Annotated in this window: 21 protein-coding genes; 12 read left to right on the top strand and 9 right to left on the bottom strand. The window is 61.5% G+C overall.

The window, feature by feature from the left end:
• Nucleotides 1–3 precede the first annotated feature (3 nt).
• Entirely contained in the window at nucleotides 4–1,860 is a 1,857-nt protein-coding gene (locus Q8M73_02695) for an ABC transporter ATP-binding protein (protein ID MDP2287459.1), read from the bottom strand.
• A 42-nt stretch (nucleotides 1,861–1,902) separates the two neighbouring features.
• Nucleotides 1,903–2,859, bottom strand: coding sequence for a glycosyltransferase (locus Q8M73_02690; protein ID MDP2287458.1), 957 nt, complete (start codon nucleotides 2,857–2,859; stop codon nucleotides 1,903–1,905).
• Nucleotides 2,860–2,943: 84 nt separating this feature from the next.
• Here Q8M73_02690 and Q8M73_02685 point away from each other — a divergent pair, with 84 nt between their 5' ends.
• Genes Q8M73_02685 through Q8M73_02665 form a run of 5 tightly spaced genes read left to right on the top strand, consistent with a single transcriptional unit; the run spans nucleotide 2,944 to nucleotide 8,694 of the window.
• Nucleotides 2,944–4,851, top strand: coding sequence for a hypothetical protein (locus Q8M73_02685; protein MDP2287457.1), 1,908 nt, complete (start codon nucleotides 2,944–2,946; stop codon nucleotides 4,849–4,851).
• A complete protein-coding gene (locus Q8M73_02680; protein ID MDP2287456.1) occupies nucleotides 4,844–5,746 on the top strand; it encodes a class I SAM-dependent methyltransferase in 903 nt (300 codons plus the stop codon). Before Q8M73_02685 ends, Q8M73_02680 begins: the two co-directional genes overlap by 8 nt.
• Complete coding sequence (locus Q8M73_02675; GenBank protein ID MDP2287455.1) at nucleotides 5,747–6,718, top strand: glycosyltransferase family 2 protein; 972 nt, start codon at nucleotides 5,747–5,749, stop codon at nucleotides 6,716–6,718.
• Nucleotides 6,715–7,902 (top strand): ATP-grasp domain-containing protein, encoded by a 1,188-nt coding sequence (locus tag Q8M73_02670; protein MDP2287454.1) that lies wholly within the window; start codon nucleotides 6,715–6,717, stop codon nucleotides 7,900–7,902. The genes Q8M73_02675 and Q8M73_02670 overlap by 4 nt, the downstream gene beginning before the upstream one ends.
• Before the next feature lie 3 nt (nucleotides 7,903–7,905).
• Nucleotides 7,906–8,694: an amidohydrolase family protein gene (locus Q8M73_02665; GenBank protein MDP2287453.1), complete on the top strand. Its 789-nt coding sequence runs from the start codon at nucleotides 7,906–7,908 to the stop codon at nucleotides 8,692–8,694.
• On the opposite strand, the gene Q8M73_02660 is transcribed toward Q8M73_02665, so the two are convergent.
• Nucleotides 8,691–9,761 (bottom strand): 4-hydroxy-2-oxovalerate aldolase, encoded by a 1,071-nt coding sequence (locus Q8M73_02660; GenBank protein ID MDP2287452.1) that lies wholly within the window; start codon nucleotides 9,759–9,761, stop codon nucleotides 8,691–8,693. The genes Q8M73_02665 and Q8M73_02660 overlap by 4 nt on opposite strands.
• 229 nt (nucleotides 9,762–9,990) lie before the next feature.
• Between Q8M73_02660 and Q8M73_02655 the strand changes: the two genes are divergently transcribed.
• The 3 genes from Q8M73_02655 to Q8M73_02645 are packed head-to-tail and all read left to right on the top strand — an operon-like array spanning nucleotide 9,991 to nucleotide 12,847.
• Nucleotides 9,991–11,397, top strand: coding sequence for a glycosyltransferase (locus Q8M73_02655; protein ID MDP2287451.1), 1,407 nt, complete (start codon nucleotides 9,991–9,993; stop codon nucleotides 11,395–11,397).
• 2 nt (nucleotides 11,398–11,399) lie between these two features.
• A complete protein-coding gene (locus Q8M73_02650) occupies nucleotides 11,400–12,089 on the top strand; it encodes a class I SAM-dependent methyltransferase (protein MDP2287450.1) in 690 nt (229 codons plus the stop codon).
• Entirely contained in the window at nucleotides 12,086–12,847 is a 762-nt protein-coding gene (locus Q8M73_02645; GenBank protein MDP2287449.1) for a class I SAM-dependent methyltransferase, read from the top strand. Before Q8M73_02650 ends, Q8M73_02645 begins: the two co-directional genes overlap by 4 nt.
• Before the next feature lies 1 nt (nucleotide 12,848).
• Here Q8M73_02645 and Q8M73_02640 read toward each other — a convergent pair whose 3' ends face one another.
• Nucleotides 12,849–14,756 (bottom strand): hypothetical protein, encoded by a 1,908-nt coding sequence (locus tag Q8M73_02640; GenBank protein MDP2287448.1) that lies wholly within the window; start codon nucleotides 14,754–14,756, stop codon nucleotides 12,849–12,851.
• Nucleotides 14,753–16,327: a hypothetical protein gene (locus Q8M73_02635; protein MDP2287447.1), complete on the bottom strand. Its 1,575-nt coding sequence runs from the start codon at nucleotides 16,325–16,327 to the stop codon at nucleotides 14,753–14,755. Before Q8M73_02635 ends, Q8M73_02640 begins: the two co-directional genes overlap by 4 nt.
• Before the next feature lie 164 nt (nucleotides 16,328–16,491).
• On the opposite strand from Q8M73_02635, the gene Q8M73_02630 reads away from it, so the two are divergent.
• The 3 genes from Q8M73_02630 to Q8M73_02620 are packed head-to-tail and all read left to right on the top strand — an operon-like array spanning nucleotide 16,492 to nucleotide 19,585.
• Nucleotides 16,492–17,322 (top strand): methyltransferase domain-containing protein, encoded by an 831-nt coding sequence (locus tag Q8M73_02630; protein ID MDP2287446.1) that lies wholly within the window; start codon nucleotides 16,492–16,494, stop codon nucleotides 17,320–17,322.
• 21 nt (nucleotides 17,323–17,343) lie between these two features.
• Entirely contained in the window at nucleotides 17,344–18,330 is a 987-nt protein-coding gene (gene pseB / locus Q8M73_02625; protein MDP2287445.1) for a UDP-N-acetylglucosamine 4,6-dehydratase (inverting), read from the top strand.
• A gap of 22 nt (nucleotides 18,331–18,352) precedes the next feature.
• Nucleotides 18,353–19,585 carry a hypothetical protein gene (locus tag Q8M73_02620; protein ID MDP2287444.1) on the top strand — a complete coding sequence of 411 codons (1,233 nt, stop codon included), beginning with the start codon at nucleotides 18,353–18,355 and terminating at the stop codon, nucleotides 19,583–19,585.
• On the opposite strand, the gene Q8M73_02615 is transcribed toward Q8M73_02620, so the two are convergent.
• The 3 genes from Q8M73_02615 to Q8M73_02605 are packed head-to-tail and all read right to left on the bottom strand — an operon-like array spanning nucleotide 19,569 to nucleotide 22,501.
• On the bottom strand, nucleotides 19,569–20,867 hold the full coding sequence (locus tag Q8M73_02615) for an aminotransferase class III-fold pyridoxal phosphate-dependent enzyme (protein ID MDP2287443.1): 1,299 nt from the start codon (nucleotides 20,865–20,867) through the stop codon (nucleotides 19,569–19,571). The two genes, Q8M73_02620 and Q8M73_02615, sit on opposite strands and share 17 nt — an antisense overlap.
• Nucleotides 20,860–21,618: a glycosyltransferase family protein gene (locus tag Q8M73_02610; protein MDP2287442.1), complete on the bottom strand. Its 759-nt coding sequence runs from the start codon at nucleotides 21,616–21,618 to the stop codon at nucleotides 20,860–20,862. Before Q8M73_02610 ends, Q8M73_02615 begins: the two co-directional genes overlap by 8 nt.
• Nucleotides 21,619–21,637: 19 nt before the next feature.
• On the bottom strand, nucleotides 21,638–22,501 hold the full coding sequence (locus Q8M73_02605) for an aldo/keto reductase (protein MDP2287441.1): 864 nt from the start codon (nucleotides 22,499–22,501) through the stop codon (nucleotides 21,638–21,640).
• Between the two features lie 65 nt (nucleotides 22,502–22,566).
• Between Q8M73_02605 and Q8M73_02600 the strand changes: the two genes are divergently transcribed.
• A complete protein-coding gene (locus Q8M73_02600) occupies nucleotides 22,567–23,472 on the top strand; it encodes an SDR family oxidoreductase (GenBank protein ID MDP2287440.1) in 906 nt (301 codons plus the stop codon).
• A gap of 18 nt (nucleotides 23,473–23,490) precedes the next feature.
• Here Q8M73_02600 and Q8M73_02595 read toward each other — a convergent pair whose 3' ends face one another.
• Nucleotides 23,491–24,165, bottom strand: coding sequence for a TetR/AcrR family transcriptional regulator (locus tag Q8M73_02595; protein MDP2287439.1), 675 nt, complete (start codon nucleotides 24,163–24,165; stop codon nucleotides 23,491–23,493).
• Nucleotides 24,166–24,303: the final 138 nt, after the last annotated feature.

Here is a 24,303-nt window from a genome sequence, read left to right as displayed (position 1 = left end):
GATTTACGAGAGTCCGAGCAGGTGTGCCTGCTGAGCGAAATTCGGCACGGCCGCGATGACTTCATCAAAGCTGCCTCGCGCGACGACAGATCCCGACTCCAGATAGACGACGAGATCACAGTGCCGCACAGTTGCAAGTCGGTGGGCCACCGTCACGATCGTGACCTCGCCTTCGAGCTCCTGCAAGGTGTCGACAATTGCGCGCTCAGTTTCGGCATCGAGGGCACTTGTTGCTTCGTCCAGCACCATCAATCGAGGTCGGGTGTACAGGGCACGCGCAATCCCCAGGCGTTGACGCTGACCGCCGCTGAGCCGCACACCCGATTCGCCAACGACGGTGTCCAGACCTTCACGAGAATCCTTCAAGAAGGCATCGAGCCGAGCTGATTTCAACGCTTCCCAGACTCGATCGTCATCGATCGCATGCAGCGGCAATCCAAGCGCCACATTCTCGCGAATTGTTCCGGTGGCAATGGCCACCGTCTGCGGCACATAGGCAAGAGCGCCAGGCCAGCGCGTCACAGCCTCCAAGGGAGGCAGCCCTCCGATCAGGACCGTTCCGATCACTGGCTGTACGACACCGAGAATTGCATCGGCCAGTGTTGATTTGCCTGCCCCCGTAGGGCCAACAAGGGCAACAGAGGATCCCGGAACGACCTCAAGGCTGACTTCGCGCAGGGAAGGCTCAGCACCGGTTTCATAGGTGAAGGTGACGTCCTTGACGTGGATCGTGGCTTGGAAATCCGGGTAGCCCTCATTGATCCTTCGGGACAGCTCATCGACGCTGACCGCCTCGTCTGCGTCGAGGCTTGCCTGCAAGTTCGAGGTCTCGGCAAGTTCATTCGCCAACTCAATTGTCGGGCGCGCCATGCCACTGGTGACGCGGATGCCCAGGGTTGCGCCCTGCAGTCGAAGCATGGAGGGCACCACGCGAGACCCCGCGGCCAGGAAGATCGCGATGGTGCCCATGGCTGCCGATGCGTCCTTCATCAGGAACTGAGACCAGGCCAACAAGCCAGCGCCAACGATCAGCGCCACCTCGAACACATACTTGGGAACCAGCGACATCAAGTTGAGATCTGCTTGCACTTGAGCCGCGGTCCACCGAAGTGCCTGGAAGCGGTCGACATATACGTGCCGACGATTCGAGACGAGTACTTCGCGGTACGTCGAAACTGACTCCTGCACAAGTGCCGTACTCGCGACTTCGGCTGCGGAGTTCGTCTGCCCGAGTCGATGTGCCCTGCTGGACATGATGCGCTGCAAGATCAGCGCGATGCCTGCAAAGAAGGCCACGGCAAATATCGCGACTACGGGATCAAGTGCCAGCAGGCCAAGGGCCAACACAGCAAGCAGGCTCAGTTCAGCACAGACGGTGACTGCCTGGCCAAGTACACCCAACATCGCCGCATTCACGCCAGTGGTCAGAGCAAAGGCAGTCTCCTGACTCTGACGGCGCTGCACCTGAATCAACGGTCGAGCGAGCAGTGTTGCTGCGAGCTGGCCCGACACGACTGCCTGGCGATATGCAAGAAAGCGAAGAACGCGCCGGGTCAGGATGACATTGACCACGCTTTTCGCGATGAGCAGGACGCCAGCGATGACAGCGAGCTGAATCGCCCTGGTCATGAGTTCGTCTGCGCTGGCGTCGGTCGCGCCGAGCACTCCGGTCACCATGCTTGGCAACGGTGTTCCTGAGACAGATGAAGTCGCCATTGCAGCGACGATGCCGAACAGCGCCACGCCTGCGGCGTCAAGCAGAGACGACAGCATCTGGATGAGCGTGACGATGCCGAGCTTGCGGCGATCAGGCTTTGTCAGCAGCGCCAAGCTGTCAGAAACTGATGACCACTGACTCAACGACTCACATCCTCAGGGTTGCGCCGTCGCGAACAGGCGATTTCAGGCTGCATCGAGGCTACCCCACCTTGGATCAAGGGATCGGAGCATGATCTTGCTGGCCCAACGTGCCCGCACTGCGAGCAGATGGGGGCTCTTGTGCGGCGCCACCGCATTGCAGGCACGCAGAAAGATTCCCACGCGCTCCCATGCCAGCGCGGGTGAGGCAGTTTTCGTTGGCACGCTGTTCAGCACCTTTGCAAGCCCGAGCAGACGAGGATCGGTCATGGCGACTCCGCTCGCCGAGGCAAGATTCGCTGCGGCAATGCGGATCACGCCATCGCGAATGCGATCACGATGCGCCTGCGACATCCCGCCAGCAGTCTGCCGATAGGTCAACAGCTCCTCTGGAACGTTCGCAAGGTCGCCGTGCGCCGACATTCGCGACCACAAGTCGTAGTCCTCTGGCCAACTGAGTTCAGGATCGGTGCCGTATCCGCCGGCACGAATGAAAGCCTCGCGGCGAAACACAACTGAGCTGTGGACGAAAGGGTTGTTCCACAGCAGGCGCAGCCGCAATTCCTCGTCGCTCACTGGGTGCTTGTGACTTCCGGTGACCTGCCATGCGCCCTGCTCATTCATGGTGATGATCGCCGCGAAGCTGCCGATCAGCACAGTGCGTGGCTCGCGCTCCAAGAGCGCCAACTGGCGTTCCAGTCGGCGTGGATCAGAAACATCATCTTGGTCCTGACGGGCGATGATCGGGGCGAGCGCGTACTCGATACCTGCATTGAGTGCCGCCGCCAGGCCGACATTGTGATCCAGAGCCAGGATGCGGATTCTGGAATCCTCATAGCCCTGCGCGATCGCCAGACTGTCATCGCTTGAGCAGTCATCAACGATCACCAACTCGTAGTCGGTAAGCGTTTGGTGGAGGATCGAGTTGATCGATTCGCGCAGGTGCTCAGCGCCGTTATAGACCGGCAGCACCACAGAGACCCCAGGCCCGTCGCCGACCATCGCTGCAGCCTAGCCGCAGGAGTGCGATGACGCGGTTCGCGCGCCGTAAGGGACGTCATCGACTGCACTTGGCATGATTCGGCAGTGACCTCTGTGCCCGGACCGCCCCCGCCGGCGCGCAACAGCCGGCCCATATGGGTCCGCCGGACGGTGATCGCCAGTGCTGCGCTCATCGGTGTGATCGCACTCTGGTTGGTTCTGGGGCGCATTCTGGGCAGCTCTCGCGGCCTGGACCTCAGCGACGAGGGCCTCTACCTGCTCGCTGCGGACCCTCCGAACCTGCAGGCCGCATGGGGCTTCCCCTTCGGCTGGCATACCAAGCCGCTGTTCTGGCTGCTCGGCAACGACATCGCTGCCTTCCGCACCTTCGGCGCGGTGGTCCTTGTCGTGTGTACTGGGTGGCTGGGCTGGGTTGCCGCGCGCACGATTGTCCGCGGCACCTTGAAATCCTGGCGTGATACCTCATTGTGGTTCGCGGCTATTACGGCCGCAGTAGGCAGCATCGGCTCGCTTGTCTACTACTCGTCGATGCTGCGCACGCCCAGTTACAACTGGTTGAACATCGTGGGGATTGCCATCGCGTCCGCGACGACTCTGGCTCTCGTTGGTCGCGAACTCGATGCGCGAACCGGTCGCCTGGTGCCGTTCCTGCTTGCCGCGGTCTCCTCCCTTGCGCTTTTTGCGACCTTCCCGGCAAAGCCCACGACACTGCCGCTGATGCTCGCACTCAGCACATTGCTGCTGCTCTTGGTGATCGGCTGGCGCGCAGCTGCGCGCTGGGCAGTGTGGAACGTGGTGCTCATGCCGGTGTGGTTGGTGCTTGCCGTGGTGCTGCGCGTTTGGCCAACTGACTTCCTGCACGTGTTCAAGCTCGCACTGCAGATGCCCGCACCCGATCCATTGCAGACCAGCAGTTACGCAGTACGGGCCAGCCTCATGCTGCCAAAGGATGTGCTTGCTGGCTTCGGTGACATTGCCGAACGACCTGCGCTGCTGCTGATGCTCGCTTTGGCGCTGTTGGCCGTCCCAGCTTTCGCCCGGCGCAGGTTGCTGCCTGTTCGCCTGTTGGGCTTTGCTCTTGCAACACTCGCTGCGCTTGCTATTGCAGGCATCCCAATCCCAGTGCTGAGTCCAACTGGCCAGGCCATCGGTCTGGCTCATGCGCCGCTGACCACGGCGAGCATCGTCGTGCTTATCGCAGCCCTGATGATGTCGGCTCGGCTGGGAGAAGTCACTGAATACCGCGTTGATCGGCGGATGCGGTGGGCTGTGATCACCTTCCTTGTCTTGCTGACCTTCGTGTTCTCCTTCGGCTCGGGCAATGGCATCTATCCGCAGGCTGCTGTAGCCAGCGGCTTCATCCTGCTGGCGGCCGCCTTCTGCCTTGCGGCTCCTCGCATTGGGCGGGACCGACTCGTGCTGGTGACGGCCGTGCTGCTTGGGACGCTGCTGCTCGCAGGCGCGGCGATCGCCAGCGGCTGGCGCTATCCCTATCGCTCAGCACCACTTGCTGACCAGCAGGTGCCCACGCTCATCGGGACGCATGGTTCACAGTTGCAGCTGGATCCCAGACTTGCCGACACCATCAACGGACTGCGCGAACAGGGCCTGGCCGCAGGCTGGCGGGAAGGCACTCCGCTAGTCGATGTTTCCTACACCTGGAACCCATCAGTCGGCTACGCACTTGGCGCCAAGGTTCCCGACTTCCTGCAGTTGACGATCTTTGGCTACTCCGCGGCGCATGACATCACCGACTTTCATCTGAGTGAGCCGTATCGCGACTTCCCGTTCCATGACTCATGGTTGCTGACGACTCGCAATTCGGTGCTCGATCCTGGGGCGCAAAGCGCAGTGGCATTCACGATGGAGAAGATCTCTGCCGTGACCGAGCGATCCTTCCCCTCCTCCTATGCTTGCGTGGCTGCAGGGGACTTCGTGCTGTGGCGACCAGTTGAAACACCTGAACAGGCGAGGCAGGACTGCGATGGCTGATGCAGCATCCACCTCCCCGGGCACGCTCCTGGACCTGCCACTGACCTGCCCTGATTGCCGCACGCTGCTCGATGGCGGTGGCACGGATCACCGGCGCTGCAGCATTTGCGATCGCAACTGGGAACTGGTCGGATCCAAGTGGTGGTTCGGCGGCGAGAACGTCGTTGTCACGGGCGACGCGACCGATTCGCTCAAGTCCCGCCTCAAGGTGCACGACAAGCTCTACGGCGTGCTGATCGACATCTTCAGCCCGGTCTTCCCGCACTTCATTTCTGAACGACGTCGCCTTCGCAAGCAGATGACGCCTTCGATGCTCGCGATCGACGTGGGCTCTGGCAACACCAGGCTGATGGAGGGCGTGGTCAATGTCGACCTCATGCCCTACCCGAATGTCGACGTGGTGACATCAGCGGACGGACTGCCCTTCGCCGATGACAGCGTGGATCTCGTCTTCAGCATTGCGGTGCTGGAGCACGTGCCTGATCCGCATGCGGCCATCGCCGAGCTGGTCCGGGTGCTGAAGCCAGGTGGGCAGGCCTATGTGTTCGTGCCGTTCATCCAGGGCTTCCATGCCGCGCCCTACGACTTCCAGAGATTCACAAGGCCAGGGCTTGAACAAGCCCTGAGCGATCTGACCATTCAGCGCACTGAGAGCTTCGGCCCGACCAGTGGTCTGGTCTGGGTACTGGGCGAATGGCTCTCGATTCCCTTCAGCCTTGGCATTGCTCCATTGCAGCGCTGGCTGGCACTGATCTTCATGACTCTGCTCTCGCCATTGAAGTTCCTGGACGTGCTGTTGCGCCGCATGCCCGGCGGGGAGAACATCTCAACTGGCTTCCTCGTCGTCGCGACCAAGAGTCCGGCCACCTTGACAGCGCAGCCTGAGGCCGTCTAGATGAGCACCGTGAACCAGAACCCAGGCGCCGCTTCGGTGCCAGAGATCGGCGTGGTCATTCCGCTGTATTGGTCAGCGGCCACGATCGGCACCCTTGTTGATCGCATCGATGCAGTGCTTCAGGAGCAGCAACTGACCTACGAGATCGTCGTCGTTGATGACGGCAGTGGAGATGACACGTGGGCAGTCGTGGAGTCATTGCTGCCTCGTTTTCCCGGATTGCGCGGCCTTCGCCTGACGCGGAACTTCGGACAACAGGCAGCGCTCGCGGTCGGCTTGGAAGCAAGCACGGCCAACTGGGTGTTCACGATGGATGCTGACCTACAAGACGATCCCGTGCACTTTCCTCGCATGCTTGACGCTGCCCACGCCGGCGCCGACGTTGTGCTTGCGCAATGGACCGATGCAGTTGGCTTGCGCAGTGCTCGATGGTCGTCAAAGCTGTTCTACCGAGTCTTCAATCGACTGACCGGAGTCGGCCTGCCACCTGGTACCGGCACCTATCGCGTGATGTCGCGACGCGTAGTCGATCACTTTCTCGCGCTGCCGGATCGCACCGAATTCTTTGGCGGCATGATCGCCTGGTTCGGATTTCCGATGACGACGGTGCCGGTGGTGCGTCATGAGCGCACTCACGGCAAGACTGGCTACTCACTGCGCCGGAGATACGCACTGGCCACCAGCGCCCTCGTCTCCTTCTCGACCATTCCCTTGAAGATCGCGGCCTACTTCGGACTCATCGTGTGCGCGGGCTCTGCACTGCTTGGCCTGGCGATTGTCGTCCTTCGATTCGCCGGAGTCATTGAGCAGGCCGGCTTCGCTGGAATCATGGTGGCGGTGCTGTTCATGTCCGGAACGATCATGCTCAGTACCGGCATCCTGGGCTTCTACCTGGGCTCACTGATCAAAACCACGAGTCAGCGGCCAGTCGGCGTCATCGGGCAGGACACCGGCAACCGGCGCGAGCAGTGACCGCACGTCCTCGCGTGCTCGTGCTCGGTGGCGCCGAAGGCCAACTCGCATGTATTGCCGCCTGCCGCCGGATTGATGCAGACGTAGTGCTCGTGGATCCGCGTGCAGGCGTGCCCGGCATTGCACTGGCAGATCAGTGGATCGCACTCGATGTGATGCAGACCGAGGAAATCGTGCAAGAGCTCGTGGGCCAAGCGGTGGACGCAGTGCTCACAGATCAATCCGACTACGCAGCACGAGCGGCCGCCGCCCTCGCCGTTGCACTCGGACTTCCCGGTCAGGACCTCGACGTGGTGGAAGCCTGCTCCAACAAGTTGGTGATGCGCCAGCGCCTCACCGACACCGTGCCAGATCTCGTCCCATGGTTCAGGCACGAGAGCGATATTGAAGCGGCACGCGAGTTCATCGCCGAGCAGAATGCGCCTGTCATCGTCAAACCCCTGCAGTCACAGGGAAGTCGCGGTGTCAGTTTCGTCAACACGACAGCAGACCTGCCCCTTGTGGACGAAGCGTTTGCCGAGTCAGATGGCAAGGGCGTACTCATCGAACAGGCCGTTTCTGGAACGGAGTACTCCGTTGATGGCTTCGTACGCAGTGGCGTGCTCACTCCCTTGGCCATCTCTGCCAAAACCCACTATGACGCCAACCCCTGTCTTGATGAGCGTTGCGATTTCCTGCCTTCGATGTTTGCCGATGTCGAGGATTCACTGCTGCATGCGATGCATCGCATCGTCGCAGCGCTCCGCATCGACACCGGCATCGTGCATGCCGAACTCATCGCCGGCGATCACGGAGTCACCCTCGTGGAGATCGCGCTGCGCGGTGGCGGCGGAGGTATCAGCGGATTGATCGTTCCTTTCCTCACCGGCTTCGAACCGGCCGAGGCGCTTCTGCGGTACTGGCTTCAACTGCCCGACCTTCCCGATCCACGCGACTTCCACGACCGGGCAGCCAGTCTTCGCTTCCTGCCGCACACCCCACCCGCAGACATCACAGAACCGGCCACCGACATTCCCGGCTGGCTCTCACTCGTGCGATCCGAGCAGTTCTTCGCGCCCGGACACGCTCCCCGATCAGGTGCGCAGCGTGCGGGAGCGATCATTGTCGTCGGCGATACTGAAGCTGAGGTACGAGCAGCTGAGGACGAAGCGATGCGGCGACTTGGCTACACCTTGGGAGCGTGAGTGATGCTGCTGGACTCCTGTGCGCACCCCACGTGTGATGGCCAATGGACTCAGGGCCGCACTGGCGTCACACATGCTGAGTTGGCTGCCGATCTGGAGGCCCACAACTGGCAAGGTGCTCTTGCCATTGGTCTTCCTGAAGTGGGTGGCTACGACCACCGCGTCTTCATGGATCTCTGTGCCCCGCACCGCTCGCTCATCCCGGTGGCAGCCTTGACCACCCACCACTTTGGCCCAGCGCTGGACGCGGATCTCGATGAGATCCAGGAGCGCGGCTACCGCATCGTGAAGATCCACCCACGACTGCTGGGCTACGAGCACACCCTCGCTGCGCTGCCGATGCTCATTGGTGAATGCGTTGCACGCGGACTTGCCGTCGCACTGTGCACCTATCCGGAGTACAAGTCCGAGATCGATCCCGATGAAGCGCGCGGACAAATGGCAGCAGCCATTGCCGCGCATCCTGAAGGCCACTTCATCACGATGCACTCAGGCATGCTGGACCCCGCACCCTTTGCTGCTCTTGCAGTCGACAACCCACGGATCCTGCTGGACTTCAGCATGTCGTTGACCAAATACCCCGATGAGATGCGAGCAAGGCTCATCGAGATCGCCGGCCAGACCCCAAGCGCGATCAGCCTCGGCTCAGACGGACCCGAGTGGACCTATGCGCAGGTCCGAACAGCACTCGATGATGTTGCCAGCCAACTGGAACCCACTGCTGCTGAAGGCTTTGCGGGCGAGAACCTGCGGGCTTGGCTTGCGCGCATCGATGCAGGCCTGCTGCCCTAGGGACTGCCGGTCTCCGGCACGCCGAAGTAACGCTCAGCAGAGTACAGCTCACCGAGTTCGCGTTCCTGCCCACCCAGTGCCACCGCTGCTTGATCAAGTGACACCTCAGGAGTGGTCTGGCGCATTTCGTAATGCCCTTGCATGAGCAAGTGCGGATCAACGCCATAGCGCTCGCCGACTTCAACCAATTGCGGCAGGAAACTGGTGTGGAAGAAGTAGACGCCCGACAAGGTGTCCAGTCCGGAATAGCCAGCCTGCGGAATCTGCGGACGCACCAGTTCCTGCCCCGCTTTGAGCACCGAGATCAGGTCGTAGTCGTGCTGCCAGCCCAGGCGCGTCATGAGGCCGATGAAGCGCTCACTGCTGGTATTGCCCGCGCTGCGTCCCAAGCCCTGCAGGGTTGCATCGATGATGTCGAAGCCACAGTCAGCGACGCTGAGCGCATGGGCGGTCGCCAAGCCGAGATTGTCATGGCCGTGAAAGCCCAGCAGGAAATCAGAGGCCGACCTCATGGCATCCGCGCGATCACGGATCTCAATTGGCAGCATGCCGCCACTGCTGTCCACCAGATAGGCACCATCGACACCCGCAGCCTCGAGCAGCCGAACGCGGGCACCCATCTCATCTGGGCTGAGCGCATGCGACTTCATGAAGTTCACGAAGACCTTCGTGTCGCCCCAGTTGACCTTCTCTATGAATCGCAGGCCCTCGTCAAAACGATCGGGATCCAGGCCAACCCGCATGAATCCGGCGCCCTCGGCGAGAACCGCCTCGACCTCGTGGACGTCGGCCATGCCCGGAATGGCAAACATCCCCCATAGTTGCTCGCCCGCATTCGAGGCAGCTGCGCGGGCGTATTCAAGGTCACTTGCGGCCGCTTCGATGCCCCGGGTATGGGCACCGATGCCCACGCCGTGCCCGACCTCGATGTAGGGGAAGCCCAGCTCAGCCAGAGCTTTGACCACAGTGGCGGTGTACTCGGCAGTGAAGGCGAAATCGACCGCGTAGGAGCCATCCCGCAGCGTGCATTCGAAGATCTGAGGGGCAGATTCACCAGTACTGATCACTTGTCGATCCCAAAGATCTGACACCCGTAGGTGCGTTGCTTTGGGGCACGTGGCATGGCATCAACACTACCGTTCGAGACCTTCACACCAGCCTGCCAACACCAGCGCAGCGGCAGCCATCTTGACCCTGTAACAAGTAGGGTGTCGCCGTGCGTTCATGCTTCGTTCCCAACTCCCAGACCCGAGCGGCCCTGTGACCACTCAAGGCTCTGAGCACCTGTCTCGCCGCATGAGTTGGGCCGGTGCCAATGGCTCCGCAGTAGCCACCCGACGCAGTCGCAGTCGCTTCTTCCACAAGCTGGTCGACCGGCTGGTCGCCTCTCAGGTGGTCACCGGCTCACGCGTCGTTGACCTGGGCTGCGCAGACGGATCGACCCTGCGAGCTGTGAAGCCCAAGGTCGGCGTCGGCGTCGATCTGGACTCAATCGCCCTTGAATCCGCACGAGCAGCCAGCCCTGAATTGTCGTTCCTGGAGATCCCGATTGAGGAGCTCGAGTCATCGCCTATCGACTCACCTGACTACGTACTGATGAGCATGCTCCTTGACGAGGTCTATGACATTCAGCCGATCCTGGCCACTGTGCACGATTGGTGTGGACGACAGTCACGCGTGGTGATCGTGTCATACAACCGGCTGTGGCGCCCCATCATCAAGTTGGCCGAGATCGCCCACTTGAAGACCAAGGCCGAGGGTGAGAACTACATTCCCTGGGTCGAAGTAGAGAACATGCTCGCGATCGAGGGCTTTGAGGTCATCAAGCGCCTGGACGGCATCCTGTTCCCCGTCCATATCCCTTTGGTTGCAACGGTGTTCAATCGCTGGTTGGCCCCGCTGCCGGTGCTGCGCTGGTTCTCGCTCACCCGCGTCACTGTTGCTCGACCTTTACAGGAGAAGAAGGACGAACTCAATTCCGTCAGTGTCATCGTGGCCGCCCGCAATGAGTCCGGCCACATTCACGAGTTGATTGATCGAGTACCGATCATGGCTGACCGGCAAGAACTGATCTTTGTCGAAGGCAACTCCACGGATGACACGTGGGAGGTCATCCAGCAGGCAGTCGCTGAATACTCCGGTGACCCCCGCATGACCGTGATTGCACTGCAGCAGACTGGTAAGGGCAAGGGCGATGCGGTGCGAGCCGGCTTCGACGCGGCCACCGGCGACATCCTGATGATTCTGGATGCCGACATCTCAGTTCCGCCCGAAGAGCTCCCTCGCTTCGTGGAGGCACTGCGTGAGGACACGTGCGAATTCGCCAATGGATCGCGGTTGGTCTACCCAATGGACGCCAAGGCCATGCGCTTCCTGAACCTGCTCGGCAACAAGTTCTTCGGCTATCTGTTCAGCTATCTGTTGAGCCAGCCGGTGCGCGACACCCTGTGCGGCACAAAGGTGCTGCGGCGCCAGGATTACGAGCGCATTGCTGCCAATCGCGAAGTCTTCGGCGACTTCGACCCCTTCGGTGACTTTGATCTGCTCTTCGGTGCTTCCTACCTTGGTCTGCGGATCCGCGATATTCCTGTGCACTACAAGGAGCGTCGCTATGGCGAAACGAACATCTCCCGCTTCAGCCACGGTGCTGTGCTGCTTCGCATGTCGGCCTTCGCGGCCTCCAAACTGAAGTTCGTGGGCTAGTCGTGGAGTCCGAGAACGACCTCGTCGGGCGCTTCTACCGTGACTACTACAAGCAGGTCTTCAACACCGAGGGCTTCGTGGGCTGGTCCTACCGCAAGACTCATCGCGCAGTTGAGTCCGGGCATCCAGGTCGCCCAGGTATGCAGATACTTGAGATCGGCGCAGGCACCGGAGAGCACCTGAGCTTCGTCGATCCCAGTTTTGCGCGCTACGTGATGGCAGATCTCTTCCCCGAGCCAGCAGATGTGCCGTGGCAGGGCGACTCGCGCATCGAGTGGCTCGTCGGCGATGTCTGTTCACCGATACTGGAAGGTCAAGAATTCGATCGCGTGGTCTCGATGTGCGTGCTGCACCATCTCAATGACCCATCAGCGGCGATGGACAACATCAAGCGATGGCTGAAGCCCGGCGGCACCTTCACTGTGTTCCTGCCTTCTGACCCTGGCCTGCTCAATCGGGTGAACCGCGCGATGTTCGTGACGCCACGGGCACGCAAACTCGGCTTCGATGACTACGAGGTCGTCAATGCCCGCGAGCATCACAATCACTACTGGGGCCTGCGACGCGAGATGCTCTTTCAGTTCCAGGGCTATCGCATTAAGCGTCGATACTTTCCCTTTGGCCTGCCATTTGCCGACGCCAGCGTCTACTCCGTCTGGAACATCACCAAGCCCCTCAACGGCTCTGCATGAGACTGCTCGAGCATCCGCTCACTCGCGGGATCGACATCGACGATCCGCGCAATACCCTGCTGCGTCGCGAGATCATCCGCGACAAGCGCTTCCTGCGGCTGCTCTACACCGAGTGGTACGAGCGCATCTGCTCGCGAATCCCGTCCAATTCGCAGTCACTGCTCGAAATCGGCTCAGGTGCTGGCTTCCTACGTGAGTTCTTGCCGCAGCTCACCACCAGTGAGGTCTTTCCACTGGAAGGCATCGATCGCGTAGTCGATGCAACAGCACTGGACTTCGCGGATGAGTCGCTCGACGCAATCATTATGACCAACGTCATGCATCACATCCCTGATCTCGATGCCTTCTTCGCCGAGGCCAAGCGCACACTGCGTGATGACGGGCGAATCGTGATGATCGAGCCCTGGCGCACTCGATGGTCAGATTTCGTCTACAAGCATCTGCATCACGAGCCATTCGAGCCCAACGCAACGGAGTGGCGGCTGCCACCTGGCGGACCTTTGAGTTCGGCAAATGACGCGCTGCCTTGGATTGTATTTGCGCGTGACCGGGCGCGTTTCGAGCAGCGCTATCCAGATCTTCAGATCGTGTCCATCGAGCCGATGATGCCTGTCTCCTACTTGGCATCCGGCGGTGTCTCAATGCGTGCACTGCTCCCAGGCATCACCTACCGGACGTTCCGCGCTGTTGAGCGCAAGTTGCTGCGCGAGCGCGGTGCGATGTTCGCGCTTATCGAAGTGCATCGCCGCAAGCGCTGAGCTAACTCAGGGGCACGAGATCGTGCACCAGCATCACGTCGTACTGCGATGGCGTGCGTGTGCACCAGCCCTTGTCGCTCCCAAGCGGATGGACACTCAGCACCTCGTCAGCGACGAAAACTGGGATGACTTCACCGGTGGCCTGGGAGCGAAGATCAAGCACGATGCCCGGCGGAAGGCGATTGAGGTTCTGCTGCACGTAATAGGACTGTCCACTGAACAGCAGCGAGATCTGCGGGCTGCCGATCTTGCGCCAGTCGTCTGGACTGCCGACTGCGAGTTCGGAGCCGACGGAAGCCGTGCCGACCACGTCATAGCCCTGAAGCACCGGGACATCGCACGAACGCGCCACCTGGATGCTTGGAGACGGCAATCGACCTTCAACGCCGGCTCCGATCACCAACGCAGCCACCACACAGGCAATCGCGATCACTGCCCACTTTGGTGCCCGGCGCCAAGGAGCCGAGACCGGCATTTGTGTCGCCTCTCGGCGCCATGGCACGCAGGCAAGGGCGGCGATTGCCGCAAGGATGAACGGCACGTTCTGAACCAGATGGCGCTGCGGTTCGGTGTGACCGACCAGCGCGAACGTTGCGGCAGCGCCGAGGATGGTGACCAGGCCGAGCCCGAGCACAAAGGCGACGGTCCGTGACTCCTCGTTCTCGTTGCCGCCATCAGTGAGACCCACGCCTGGAGGCGCGCGCAGGCGCCTCATGCGAAAGAGTCCGATGCACAGCATCGCGAGCAGCACCCAGGAAGCGGCCCAGACCAAGGTGGCGCCGGCGGCTAGGAGTCCGGTCGAACCGTTGAACAGGGCGGCCCGTGAGTCGGCGTTCCAGATCTGCCACGCGGGCGCAATTGGGGTGGCCCACATCTGATTGAGATAGCCGTCGCTTGCAAGGACGCGGGAATTCACCAGCAGTTGGCGCACCGCAGCCTTGGGATTGGCCTTCATCAACTCAACGGCCTGATCGCGCATCAGCTGGCCGAACTCCTCGGACTCCAGCGCAAGACAGGGATCCGCCGTCCACTGCGCTGGCACGGGACAGTCAACTTCGGGCGCAAAGAGCTCGTAGGCAACCTCCCAGCTGTCATCCTCAGGCGTGGCCGCGGAGTAGGCCGCGGACCAGAAGTTGGCCGCATGCCCGGCTTGCGCCCAGCCGCCAGTCAAAGCCAGCAGGCGCGGCGGCAGCAGCCACATGCCAAGGAACACAACGGCGATAGCAAGGGCGGCGAGCACTCGTCGGTCGCGACGCCACGTCAGCAGGATCACTCCGATGGCGAGCGCGGCAGTGAGCACGGCATTGCCCGGCCTGATCTGAAAGGCCAGGATCGCCGCGCAGCCACTCAGGATTCCCCAGCCGATCGCGCGCGTACGCAGATAGGTCACGATCGCTGCGGCGGAGATGAAGGAGAGCCAAAGGGTCTGCACTTCAGGGCCTACGTACGTCCCATACGAAAGCACCGGCCACAGGCTCAGCGCATAGACGATGAGCAGACCAATGCGCCCGACCGGCATGGCGCGAGCCAGGGCGACGAGAAACCACCACAGCGCAAGACACACCACGAGCAACTGGACAAGCACGACAGCAGCCATACTCCTCGGTGCAAGCAGGAACAGCGGGGACTGCGCAACGATGGTCAGTGGCCGTCGCAGACACCAGGCCAGGTTGTATGACTCATCGCCCGCGGCCAATGCACTCGCACATGAGGCCCAGATATTGCTGTCTGACAATGGCACTGTGCTGCCAAGGGTCATCGAATAGCCGAGCCCGACTGCCTGGGCAATGATCACCAGGAACACCGGCGCCAGACACAGCCAGCCAAGAGTGACGGCACTGAAACTCGCGCGAAGCTTGCGCTTAATCACCGGTGCGTGTCCTGCAACTGGCTCACTGGTAGTGCTCACTTGTTGAACACCAGTGCCTGAGGTGGGCATGAGAACAGTTGATATGCACCAATGGTTTTGGCTGGCAGTCGCTTGCATTCAGCCTTCACATGCGCAAGGGATTCAATCGCCCATGGATCTGTGCCGTCGGTCTTGGTCGCCACGATCAGATCGGGACCTGCGAGCTCGGCCGATGTCAGTGGGAATCGGTTGTAGCGGTTGGTGATCGTGCGCAAGCGCATCCCAGACGCGTATCCCACGGGGATGACGTCGTAATAGGAGCCAAAGACATAGCCAACGCCCGCCTCCACCATCGCATCTGCCAGTTGCTGCTGGGCAGTCATCGCATCGACCTTCGCCTGGAAGCGCTCAGGGATGTTCGAGTAGAAGCTCAGGTTGTGCGTGATGGTCGAAAAGGCCATCACTGCAATCGCAGCAGCGGCCAAGGCGTTTCCGATCCACCTCTTGCCGAACATTGCCGGCAGTGCGCCCACTGACAGCCACAGCAGGATGCCAAGACCCGAACTGTAGATCCACACCGGATCGATGAAGGTGATGAAGCCGAACATCGTGATGATGGCCACCGTCCAGGCCATCGCAACTGCAACTGCGATGCTCGGTCTTGTCCGCGACCGCACTGCCCGCACAAGTCCGGCAATCGTCGTGATCACGATTGCCAGCACCAGCACCCACATGAGCACTGACTGCCAGTGCCCAACGTCTGCATCAGTCGAAGGGGGAAGCCCAAGGCCGTATGGCAGCAGAGCGGTCATGTAGTCCGGGATGCCATCGAGCCCCAGGATCGAAGCACCCATCGATCGGTAGTAGCTCGTGGAGATGAAGGCCCCATGCGATGGATCCCAGGTATTGATCCCGGCATTGACGACATAGCTGATCGCGGCCGGCAATACCCCGACCACTCCGCCGACAGCAGTCAGCAGCAAGGTCGAAAGTGACCAGCGAGCGCGCAGCAGGACCAGAGCAACGATCGGCACCAGCAGCAGGATGATCGCCGGGTGGGCGTAGAAGCCCAGCCCGAGCAGGAGCCCGGCGAGCAGCGGCCATCCAAACCAGCGACTCTTCGCGGCCTGGCTCCCGGGTGCTTGGAGCACGGATGCCAGCACCAGCGCCCCAGCTGTGACCAGGAGCCAAGCCATGTCCCAGTTCGGCTGCAGCCACCACACGCCGACGGTGTTCCCATCTGCGCCAAGTAGGCCATGCAGGATGGTGGGGCCCACGGCCACTGCAGTCAGGAAGGCCCAGCGAGCAGCTTTGGGGAACAAGGCCAGAAAGAGCCTGGCAACGAGAAAGCCTGTGATGAATGCCAGTACTGGGCGAATTGCGGCATTGGCGAAGTAGTTGCCGGGCGAGAGCCATTCGGCCAGCAAAGTCGCCGGATACTCCAGGGGCCCGCCGTGCTTCTGGCCTGGGAAGGCGAGCACGACTCTTGGGTCGGCCAGCACTGATTGGGCTTGAATTCCGTCAGCGAGGATGTCCTGGTTCGGGATGACCGTGAGCCAGCCAAGCAGGGCCCAGGCAAAGCAGAACAGACCTGCGGTGAGTTCGAACCACTGCCGGCGGATCCAGCTCACGTGGGATCCTGAATCTGCACCGACGCAGTCTCACAGACCAAAGCGCCGATATCGCCATGCACGCCCAAGAATCCTTGCCATTGCCCGACCAACGTTAGGGCGCCATCCCCCTCGTTCCGGCGATATGCTCCGCTGCCAATTCACTCTCCAGATCGGGATCCGTCATGACAGCTGCGGACACGGAAACAGAAGCGCAAGCGGTGCTCCACCAGGCACTCGAATGCCTGATCAAGGGCTCGGCCAACCCGATCGTGGGACCGCACACAGCCACGTGGTCAGAGCGCTGCGTGGAGGTTCCCTGGGTTGCTGGGCATCTGACAGATGCCCAGCGGCTGCTGGATGTGGGCTACGCGATGGCCCCACCAGAGTGGATGGGTGTGCTGCTGGCGACCCAAGACCGCGGAACAGCGCTGACGGGCATCGACATCGTGGATCCCCAGCGAGTGCGCAGCCGCTATCCGGCCGAGCTGGTCGATCAGGTGCTCACCACACCAGTTCGCGTGGAGAGCATCCTTGATGCGCAGCCAATCGAAGGCACGTACGACACCATCACCTGCGTGTCCACGCTGGAGCACATCGGTTTCGACATTGCCACCCCACCGGAGACAACTGACACGGCATATGTACGAGCCGAGCGCGCCGAAGATGCACAGGCAACACGTGACCCGCAGACCGATCGCAACTTTCTGGACGCCGTCGCTCGACTGCTGGAGCCCGGAGGTTCGCTGCTGCTGTCGGTGCCTGCCGGTCGCGGCGGCGCGATCTTGCATCAGGATTCGCTTGGCCTGTTCACCTACCAATTCGAGTACGGACCGGCGGATTGGAATGCGGTGACTTCGGATTCCCGCTTCGATCTGGTCCAGGAGGCCTTCTTCCGGCATGACGAGGCAGCGGGCTGGCAAGAGGTCGGCTCCTTCGATCAGATGACGGGCCAATCCAGCGCCATGAGACCCTTTGCCACGGCCTGCGCCATGGCGCGCATGACCCTCCGCTAGTCGCCTAATCAGGGAGCACGCATGTCCAGCAGTCTCGAGAATGCCTCGATCCTCATCACTGGGGGAACTGGCTCCTTCGGGCGTGCCTTCCTGGACACCGTGCTCAGTGAGCACTCGCCACGCAGAGTGGCCATCTTCTCTCGCGACGAGCTCAAGCAGTATGAGATGCGCCAGATCTGGGGCGATGACCCGCGCGTGCGGTTCTTCATCGGCGATATTCGCGATCGGGAGCGCCTCACTGTGGCGCTGCACGGGGTGGACATCGTCATCCACGCGGCCGCGCTCAAGCAGGTCGACACCGCCGAATACAACCCGATGGAATACGTCAAGACCAACATCCTGGGGTCTGAGAATGTGATTCAGGCGTCGATGGCCGCGGGCGTGAAGAAGGTCGTGGCACTGTCCACCGACAAGGCCTCATCGCCGGTCAATCTCTATGGAGCCACCAAGCTCACTGCCGACAAGCTCTTCATCTCCAGCAACCACTACGCCGCCGCATGGGGCACGGTCTGCTCAGTTGTCAGATACGGCAATGTCATGGGCAGCCGCGGTTCAGTGATCCCGCTGTTTCGCAGATTGGCCGCCGCCGGCATGCCCTTGCCGGTCACCGACACCCGCATGACTCGTTTCTGGATCACCCTTCCGCAGGCCGTGCAGTTCGTGCTCGACTGCCTGGATGACATGCAAGGCGGTGAGCTGTACGTGCCGCGCATCCCCAGCATGCATGTGGTGGACCTCGCCGAGGCGATTGCACCCGGCACTGACCTGGTTGAGGTCGGCATCCGTCCCGGCGAGAAGCTGCACGAGGAGATGATCTCCACCGAGGACTCCCGCCGAACACTTCTGCAGGATGGCCGCTACGTCGTGCTGCCGACTCTGGCCGGCTGGGGATTCACCGCACCTGAGGGACAGCCGGTAGCGGACGGTTTCAGTTATACGTCGGAGTCCAACGACCTGTGGTTGAGTGCGGCTCAGCTTCGCGAACTCATCGGGGAACTCCACGACTGAGACCGCAGATATGGTGCATGGCATGCCGGGCATCTTTCGCTTCATACAGCAAAGAGCCGTCTATGCGTGGCTGGCATTCGTCATTGCGCCCGCCGCACTATTCGGCCACGCGCTGGCGCCCGGGACCGCAGTCTTCAAGGGGCAGGATCTTGGCGTCGTTCTGGCACTCGGGCTGACGCTGGTCTGCTTTGTGGCCTGGCTGCCATACCGGGCACAGGGTCGCCTGCCCCGAATTGTGCTGTGGACGATGCTCGCGATCATCGCGGCCTGGCTCATTGAGATCCTGCGGACTCAAGCAGATGGGGCACTGTTCAACATCAGCAGTTTCGCTCTGCCCACGCTGCTGATCCTGCTGTTGCTCAAACCACCGTCGTCAGCAGACATCCGGCTCGCGGGCATGGGCTTGTTCTATGCGGTGGCGATCATCGCGCTGGTGAGCCTGCCATTGGGCTTCTTCGGACTCATGCCCAGTGGCTTTGAGGGAGCCGATAACGGGGTCTGTCGACTCTCGGTGCTGTGCGACCTCGTGAACAACCTGAATCGCTGGTCTGGTCCATTCGGCAGCGTGAACTACGCAGCGCCCATGGGAGCAGTCCTCATCGTCTACGGGGCTGTCCAACGACGCCACCATGCCTGGTTTCTGATCAGCACAGGCGTGCTCGTGATGGTCCTGAGCCAAGGGCGCACGGCGCTGTTCGCCGCTGTTGCCGGCCTGGCTGTGGTCTTCCTTTTCAGCGCCCGTGTTTCACAGTCGCCCAATCGACGCGTGATTCGGGTCGGCAGCGTGCTTGCGCTGCTGTTCGCCGGAATGCTCTACCTGCTCCTGTTTGACCCCTCACTGAACGGACGAGTGGGGATCTGGGAAAACCTCCTGAGGCTGTGGCGCACAGATCCGTGGACCGGCTTGGGGACTTCGGGCATCACGGCAAACGTTGAACGGGCTGACGGGGTCGGCATGGCCCTGCATGGCCACAGCGTCATCCTGGATCAGTTGATTCGATGGGGCCCAGGTCAGGCATTGCTGACAATCGCCATCTTCGTGCTGATTCTGATCGCTGCAGCACGGGCACTGCCTGCCGCTGGGCGCGGGCCATTGGCCGTAGCGGTGACCGTGGTCGTCTCAGGGCTCGTGGAGACGATGCACGACTGGACCTACTGGTCGATCATCATGGCAATGCTGGTGTGGTCACTTGTGTCGTACATGCACGAGCGAACGCGAACAGCCCAAGCTGAAGTGGTCAGCTCCGCAGCTTGAACAACGGCACGAGAGGTTCGCATTCAAGACGCGAAGCCACATCACCATCAACCAGCGCAGTCTCGATCAGGTCAATGGCATCGGCATAGGCGCGTGCAACGTGCGCAATGTCATCATCAGTGAAGGCCGTTGTCACATCGTGGGTGTTCAGCACTAACACTCCGCGACGCAGCACCTCCTGCATGAACAGGGTCTTGACCTCGTTCAAGGTGTTGGCGTCATCGATGGACCATTGCATGAATGTCCATGCCGGATGGCCGCTGAACTGCAGAAACTCGTGCGACTGAGGTGAGCGCTCATGATCAATCGCCGCAACCAGCCGCTCACCGATATCAGCCATCTGCTTGGTGGGTTCACCGGTGGCCATGCGCTTGAGCACCACGCTTGCAGCAGTCAACGACAGCGTCTCTCCACCGTAGGTCCCTGAGAAGAAGATGTCCTCCATCAGCATCATCAAGTCGCGCCGACCGGTCACAGCTGACAGCGGAAAGCCATTGGCTATGCCCTTGCCGAAGGCGGCAAGGTCTGGAGTCACGCCGAAGTACTCCTGCGCTCCGCCTGGTGCGAAACGAAATCCCGTGAGCATCTCGTCGAAGACCAGCACGATGCCGTGTCGACGCGTGAGCTCGCGCACGCCTTCCAGGTAGCCGAGGTCGGGGAAGGTGGAGGTCATCGGCTCCATGATGAGCGCCGCGATCGCATCAGGATGCTCGGCGATGATGCGTTCCAGCGCTTCGATGTCGTTGTAGGGCACCGCATGCGTGAGTGCGATCGTTGCCTGCGGAACTCCCAGGTTGCGCGTGGTGCTGCCGATGTACCAGTCCTGCCAGCCGTGATATCCGCAGGCAATGACATGGTCGCGACCGGTGGCCGCTCGCGCCAGGCGAATGGCAGCGGACGTGGCATCGGTGCCGTTCTTGGCGAAGCGCACCATCTCTGCACAGGGCACGATGTCGACCAACTGCGAGGCCACCTGCTCCTCGATCGGATGCGACAAGGACAACGTCACACCTGACTCCAGTTGACGCACCACGGCCTCAGTGATCTCGGCGTCGCCATAGCCGAGCACGACAGCACCCAGGGAACTGACGAGGTCGACGTACTCATGTCCGTCAACGTCCCAGGTATGACTGCCGTGGGATCGCACGGCGAACAGTGGTGCTGCCCCTACTGGATACTGAGTTCGAGATTTGCTGAAGGTCTGCGCACCCAGCGGGATCACCTGCTCGGCACGGGCCAACTGCTCAAGGGATCGTGCATATCGCTGTACGAGATCACGCATGCATTGCTCCAGTGTCCAGGCCGATCAGCGCCGCGTTGCGGACTTCGTCAGCGCTCGTGCGCACGAGGGCGGGGCGCGCCTCGAGCAGTTGCAGAACGTCGTTCATGTCAAAGTGTGCATCCGAGGGGTACAAAGCTGCGTAGATCTCCTCGACAAATGCGAAATCTTCAGCAGTGTCAACAGTCCAGCGCAGATGCGAAAGGTCCATATTGCCTTTCACGTTCGCCAAGGAGAACTCATTGGGTCGGCGATAGATGCCAAGTGTCACGTGCTCATGCTCAGCTGCATCAGCACTGCTTGACGCCACCGCCAGCAGGGCAGCGGGACGAACAACCTCAACATCGAGTCCATCGGGAAAGGTCGCCTGCAAGGTGTTGGAGCAGTAGTCGACGTCGGACTCAAGGAAGCGCTCTATCACCAGATCAATGACCGTCGGTGAAGTCAGCGGGCAGTCAGCAGTCAGTCGCACGATGGCGTCGGGTTGAAACTGCTCAATGACGGATGTGAATCGAGCAAGCACGTCGTCAAGTGGCCCGCGAACAACGGGCACGCCCAATGTGGCTGCGTATTCCACGAGCACATCGTCCGCTGGATCAGTGGAGGTGGCGATGACAAGTGAATCGATGAGCTGCGCTCGACGGATCCGCTGGATCTGTCGGCCGATCATCGGCTCGCCGAGCAGCGGACGCATCACCTTTCCGGGCAGGCGCGTGGACGACATCCGCGCCTGGAGCACTGCAAGGGTTGGCACCCAATGATTCTGGCAGCAATCACCGATTCCAGCGACGCGGGTCAATGAGGTCGGTGTCGTCTGATGCCAGATCTCCCCAATGGCCAGGGTCCACTTCGCCTTCCCAGGCCTGTCCGATGTCAGCGAGTTCAGCTGCACTGGTCACGCCCACGATGACCTCATCAGCCCATGGGATCTGCCGAATGAAGGCCAAGGCCGCCTGCAATGGCGCAAGTCCAGCTCCTTCACACCAGCGATGGAAGCTCTGCACATCGGGATGCCGAGCCAGCGGCGAATCCAGATCAGGTGCGAGCAGCAATCCCTGCAGAAAGACACTGCGTACGTGCACCTGCGTGCCGGCAAAGTGCAGGTCTCGAATGAGATTCAGGCGCAGGAAGCGCTGATCCAGCACGCTGATCGGCACCTGCACCACATCAAGGGAGTCAAAATGCAGTTGTGCGCGAAGCACATCCTCTGCGTCATAGGCAGAGATCCCGATACGGCGGATCAAGCCTGCTTCCTTGAGCGCATGGAGTTCACGCGCGGCTGATGCGGCGTGCGATTCGTCAATGGCTGCCCAGTCATGAACCAAGACCGCTGCGACCGAATCCAAGCCCAATTCCGCAAGCGAGGCCTCTACCTGCCCGCGGATCGGCAGGTCAGCACTCGGACCGGCGATGATCTTGGTGGTGACGGCGAAGTCACGGGCCCACGGCTGCAATCGACTCTGCGCGGCGCCATAGCCCTGAGCCGGGTTGCTGGTGCGGTGGGTGTCAACCGACCTGATCCCTAGGGCGAGCGCTACATCCACAATTTCAGCGACAACCCGATCATCAAGGAAGCCCACTGCGTTGGTCACGCCATAGCCAGCACCCCACTGCGCCGTCCCCAGCGAGAGCCCCATTCCGGCACTCTAGGACGAAGCGGGTTCAACATCGATCAATGCCTTCTTCTCTACACTCGCTGACCATGCAGACCTGGCTTGTCACGGGAGCCCATGGCTTCCTTGGCAGAAATGCCGGCGCGTTTCTGCGCACACGTGTGCATGCCCTGGGACAGGTACGCAGCCCCGCGACTTCCAGCCTCTACGAGCAACTCCTGCCCGGGGACCTTCGCGACACCGAAGCCACCGGAGCACTTATCCGCTCGACCGCACCCGACGTGGTCCTGCATGCCGCCGCAATCTCTGGCCACGAGCAAGCCGACGCTGATCGTGATCAAGCCGAGGCCGTCAATGTGCACGCCACTGCCGAGATCGCCCGGGCCTGTGCTGACATTGGTGCGCGCCTTGTCTACATCTCAACTGACTCGGTCTTCAGCGGATCAACAGGCAACTACAGCGAGGGGGACGAGCCAGAGCCCTTCTCCTGGTATGGGGAATCCAAGTTGCTCGGCGAGGCCCATGCGCGCAATCTCGTCGCCGATCACCTGATCGTGCGCACCAACTTCTTCGGCTGGAGCGAGACCGGCCGCAAGTCGGTCTTGGAGTTCTTCGTGAACTCGCTTCGCGCGCAGCAGCACGTGCGCGGCTATCCAGATTTCGTGGTGACCTCGATCTACGCGCAACAGCTCATCGATGCGATCTGGCGGCTCAGTGAACTTGGCGCAACAGGCACCTTCCATGTTGCATCGAGCGATGCACTCTCCAAATACGAGTTCGGCATGTCCGTGGCCGAACAGTTTGGCCTTGACAGTTCCCTCATCGCTCGCGAAGGTCCACCAGCCGACGCTCATACAACGTCGCGCGCCCGCAATCTGTCACTCAACACGTCAAAGGCAGCAGCAGTGCTCGGCTCCCCACTGGCGACTCAAGCTGAGGGCATCAGGCAGGCAGGGTCTGACGAGCCGGTACTCGCCCCACTCATCCGCGCTTGAGTTCGGCAGCGAGCGTCGCTATGCGGACGCTCTCAGGGGCTCGAGGGCGGCTAGGACGAGGTCGAGGCCGAAGATGAACTCCTGCGCCGGGTCATAGCCGATAGCCACGAGTGCCGCGGCGGACTCGTTGAGGTAGGGGAACTCGTCAGGAGGAATCTGGGGCAGGAAGACGTCCTTGGCCATGTCTGCGAGCTCATCGGCGGTGTCGAAGGGCAGGCTGGCCTCCTGCAGGGCGAAACCGTAGACATAGCTGTCGAGCAACCAGTTGGCGTGCGTCGCCATCAAGACCGAGAAGCCAGCCCTGCGCAGGCAGGCGGTGACCGCTTCGCGGTGACGCAGGTTCGCAGGTCCCGGCGATGTCCGCGACTCCATCAGGCTGATCGCCCACGGGTGGCGTGCGAGAACCTGTCGGGCCGATACCGAACGCCGGCGCATCGCCGACTGCCAGTCAGTTCCTTCGGGCGCAAGCTCGATCTCCTCGAACACGATGTCGATCATGGCGTCCAGCAACTCCTCCTTGCTGGCCACGTAGTGATAGAGCGACATTGCACCCGCGCCGAGCGCGCCAGCCAGCCGGCGCATGCTCAGCCCGTGGACCCCCTCGCGGTCGGCTAGCCGGATCGCCTCGACCACCACCCGCTGCTTGCTCAGCCCCGCGTCTGACGCGACCTGGCCTTGTTCCCTCGCAGACACCGGTCTCCTCGCTCGCTCGAACGGCTTGACAATCGTACAGCGTACGCGGATAGTACGTTGCGTCATCTTAGTACAGTGTACGAAGTACGGTGTACTAAGCCAGCGAATGTCGCAGCTCGGACGTGAGGAGTATCCGGT

It is taken from the genome of Actinomycetota bacterium, assembly GCA_030684515.1.
Taxonomy (GTDB): domain Bacteria; phylum Actinomycetota; class Actinomycetes; order S36-B12; family S36-B12; genus UBA11398.
Note: the sequence above shows the minus strand (reverse complement) of the source record. Positions and strands in the feature narration are given on the sequence as shown.

Bases quoted from the DNA above. Each gene is read 5' to 3' on its own strand.
- Q8M73_02690 (MDP2287458.1), bottom strand. From the start codon at position 2,859: ATGGTCGGCGACGGGCCTGGGGTCTCTGTGGTGCTGCCGGTCTATAAC.
- Q8M73_02680 (MDP2287456.1), top strand. From the start codon at position 4,844: ATGGCTGATGCAGCATCCACCTCCCCGGGCACGCTCCTGGACCTGCCA.
- Q8M73_02675 (MDP2287455.1), top strand. From the start codon at position 5,747: ATGAGCACCGTGAACCAGAACCCAGGCGCCGCTTCGGTGCCAGAGATC.
- Q8M73_02665 (MDP2287453.1), top strand. From the start codon at position 7,906: ATGCTGCTGGACTCCTGTGCGCACCCCACGTGTGATGGCCAATGGACT.
- Q8M73_02655 (MDP2287451.1), top strand. From the start codon at position 9,991: ATGAGTTGGGCCGGTGCCAATGGCTCCGCAGTAGCCACCCGACGCAGT.
- Q8M73_02645 (MDP2287449.1), top strand. From the start codon at position 12,086: ATGAGACTGCTCGAGCATCCGCTCACTCGCGGGATCGACATCGACGAT.
- Q8M73_02630 (MDP2287446.1), top strand. From the start codon at position 16,492: ATGACAGCTGCGGACACGGAAACAGAAGCGCAAGCGGTGCTCCACCAG.
- pseB (MDP2287445.1), top strand. From the start codon at position 17,344: ATGTCCAGCAGTCTCGAGAATGCCTCGATCCTCATCACTGGGGGAACT.
- Q8M73_02620 (MDP2287444.1), top strand. From the start codon at position 18,353: ATGCCGGGCATCTTTCGCTTCATACAGCAAAGAGCCGTCTATGCGTGG.
- Q8M73_02615 (MDP2287443.1), bottom strand. From the start codon at position 20,867: ATGCGTGATCTCGTACAGCGATATGCACGATCCCTTGAGCAGTTGGCC.
- Q8M73_02605 (MDP2287441.1), bottom strand. From the start codon at position 22,501: ATGGGGCTCTCGCTGGGGACGGCGCAGTGGGGTGCTGGCTATGGCGTG.
- Q8M73_02600 (MDP2287440.1), top strand. From the start codon at position 22,567: ATGCAGACCTGGCTTGTCACGGGAGCCCATGGCTTCCTTGGCAGAAAT.